This is a genomic window from Mycobacterium sp. (genome assembly GCF_035653355.1).
Taxonomy (GTDB): domain Bacteria; phylum Actinomycetota; class Actinomycetes; order Mycobacteriales; family Mycobacteriaceae; genus Mycobacterium.
The window spans coordinates 1-2,409 of sequence record NZ_DASRBZ010000548.1 but is presented as its reverse complement, the minus strand read 5'-3'; the positions used below and the strand labels follow the sequence as shown (position 1 = coordinate 2,409).

3 protein-coding genes are annotated in these 2,409 nt (G+C 65.6%); 1 reads left to right on the top strand and 2 read right to left on the bottom strand.

The features are described from left to right. Both VFA16_RS18775 and VFA16_RS18770 read right to left on the bottom strand, forming a co-directional pair. On the bottom strand, window positions 1–396 hold a 396-nt coding region (locus VFA16_RS18775), incomplete at its 3' end, for a family 1 encapsulin nanocompartment shell protein (protein WP_324969264.1). Further along, complete coding sequence (locus VFA16_RS18770; protein ID WP_324969263.1) at window positions 393–1,403, bottom strand: Dyp-type peroxidase; 1,011 nt, start codon at window positions 1,401–1,403, stop codon at window positions 393–395. The genes VFA16_RS18770 and VFA16_RS18775, both read right to left, overlap by 4 nt. 41 nt (window positions 1,404–1,444) lie before the next feature. Between VFA16_RS18770 and VFA16_RS18765 the strand changes: the two genes are divergently transcribed. Further along, window positions 1,445–2,409: M18 family aminopeptidase (locus VFA16_RS18765; protein WP_324969262.1), on the top strand; the 965-nt coding region annotated here is incomplete at its 3' end.

The following is a 2,409-nucleotide window of genomic DNA, read 5'->3' as shown; positions in this document are numbered from 1 at the left end:
TCGGATGCCTTCGATCGACGCCGCGTCGTAACCCTCGAAGATGGCGCGGTCTTCGACGAATGCAAGCTTCTTGGCGGCGGTCTTGACGGGATCCCAGTCGGCGTCCTGTGAGCCGCGCTCCACATCGTCGATCTCCGATCGTGACAGCGTAAACGGAACGCGCAGCCGCACAAGCGGTTTACTTGCCCGCAGTTGCGCGATGACCTCGTCGCCGGGCGGCGCCACATCAGTCAGCCGACCCGTGCCGACGGCTGCCATCGTGGGTCCGCCGGGACCGCTGACATCGACTACCCGGCGCCCGGCGATGTGGCGTTTGAACGTTCGCGTTGCCTCCAATTCGATCTCGGCCCAAGCGGCTTCGGTGATCGGTGCCAGATCGCGGTAGAGGTTGTTCATCGGGTGCTTCCTTTCAAACTGCCGATCGCCAGGGAGCCGTCGGAGTCGGAATCTTCTGCCGCAGCAGGTAGTCCAGGCAGTGGCGGCGGATCGTCGAGAAAGTCGACGGTGGGAGTAAAGAACAGGCCACCTGTGACAGCGGTGGAAAAGTCCAGGATCCGGTCGGTGTTGCCGGGTGGATCGCCGATGAACATGTTGCGCAACATCTGTTCGGTGACGGCGGGGCTGCGGGAATAGCCGATGTAGTACGTGCCGTACTCGCCCTTGCCGACCTCGCCGAAAGGCATGTTGTGGCGCACGATCTTGAGCTCGTTGCCTTCGTCGTCTTCGACCTTGTTCAGCGCGATGTGCGAGTTGGCCGGTTTCTCGTCGTCGTCGAACTCGATGTCTTCCAGCTTGGTTCGGCCAAACGCACGCTCCTGCTCGGTGACCGAAAGCGAATTCCAGCCAGCCATGTCGTGCACGTACTTCTGGACGTGGACGTAGCACGAGCCGGCGAAATCAGGATCCTCGTCGCCGATCTGGGTGGCGCTGACGGCCAGCGGGCCGTCGGGATTCTCGGTGCCGTCGACGAATCCGAGTAGATCGCGGTTGTCGAAGAACCGGAAACCGTGCACCTCGTCGATCACCGTCACAGCGCCGGCCATTGCGTCGATCAGCCGGGTGGCCAGCTCGAAACAGAAATCCATCGCCTCGGCACGAATGTGGAACAACACGTCGCCGGGTGTGGCCGGCGCAGTGTGCCGCGGCCCTTCCAGCGCGACGAACGGGTGCAGCTCGGCCGGTCGCGGGCCAGCAAACAACCGATCCCACGCGTCGGAGCCGATCGAGGTGATCGCCGACAGGCGTTTGGCCGGGTCACGGAATCCGATCGCGCGGACGAGCCCCGAGATGTCGGGCAGTGCGTCGTGCACGGTTGCCTCGCCGCCGTCGTTGATGGTGACCACCAGGAAGATGGCGGCCGGCGTCAACGGCTCCAGAACCGGTTGGGGCTGAATAGCGGGCACGGGTTCGACCCTAACGTCCTTGCGGATGAAAGGATGAGCGCATGGCGGCCACGGCAGCGGGTCTGTGCGAATTCATCGACGCGTCCCCGTCGCCGTTCCACGTGTGCGCCACGGTGGGACAAGCGCTGCGCGCGGCCGGATATGCCGAGTTGGCCGAGACGGACGCTTGGCCCGCCGCAGGCCGATTCTTCACCGTGCGCGCGGGCTCGCTGGTCGCCTGGGATAGCAGCGATACGTCGGCCTCGTCGTTTCGGGTGATCGGCGCCCACACCGACAGCCCGAACCTGCGAGTCAAGCAGCACCCGGATCGCGTGGTCGCAGGTTGGCAGGTGGTGGCGCTGCAGCCCTACGGGGGCGCCTGGCTGAACTCGTGGCTGGACCGCGATCTCGGTGTCAGCGGACGCCTATCTGTGCGTGACGGTGCCGGCATCAGTCACCGGCCGGTCCGCATCGACGAACCGATCCTGCGGGTGCCGCAGTTGGCAATCCATTTGGCCGAGGACCGCAAGTCGGTCGCGTTGGACCCGCAGCGCCACGTCAACGCGGTGTGGGCAGCCGGCGAGGGCTGCGGCAACTTTGTCGGCTACGTCGCGAAACGTGCCGGCGTCGCCGCAGACGACGTGCTCAGCTTCGATCTGATGACCCATGATCTGGCTCCCTCCCGGCTCGCCGGACTCGACGACCAGTTCGTCAGCGCGGCGCGGCTGGACAACCTAGCCAGCTGCTACGCGGGCTTGGAGGCGTTGCTCGGCGCCGAACCCCGCGGCTACTTGCCGGTGCTGGCGTTGTTCGACCACGAAGAGGTCGGTTCGACCTCCGACCACGGCGCCCAGTCCGAGCTGCTGCTGACCACGCTGGAGCGAATCGTGCTGGTCGCGGGCGGTGAGCGGGAGGATTTCCTGCGCCGGGTGGCCGGATCGATGGTGGCCTCGGCGGACATGGCGCACGCAACTCACCCCAACTATCCGGAGCGTCATGAGCCCGGGCACCTGATCGCGATTAACGG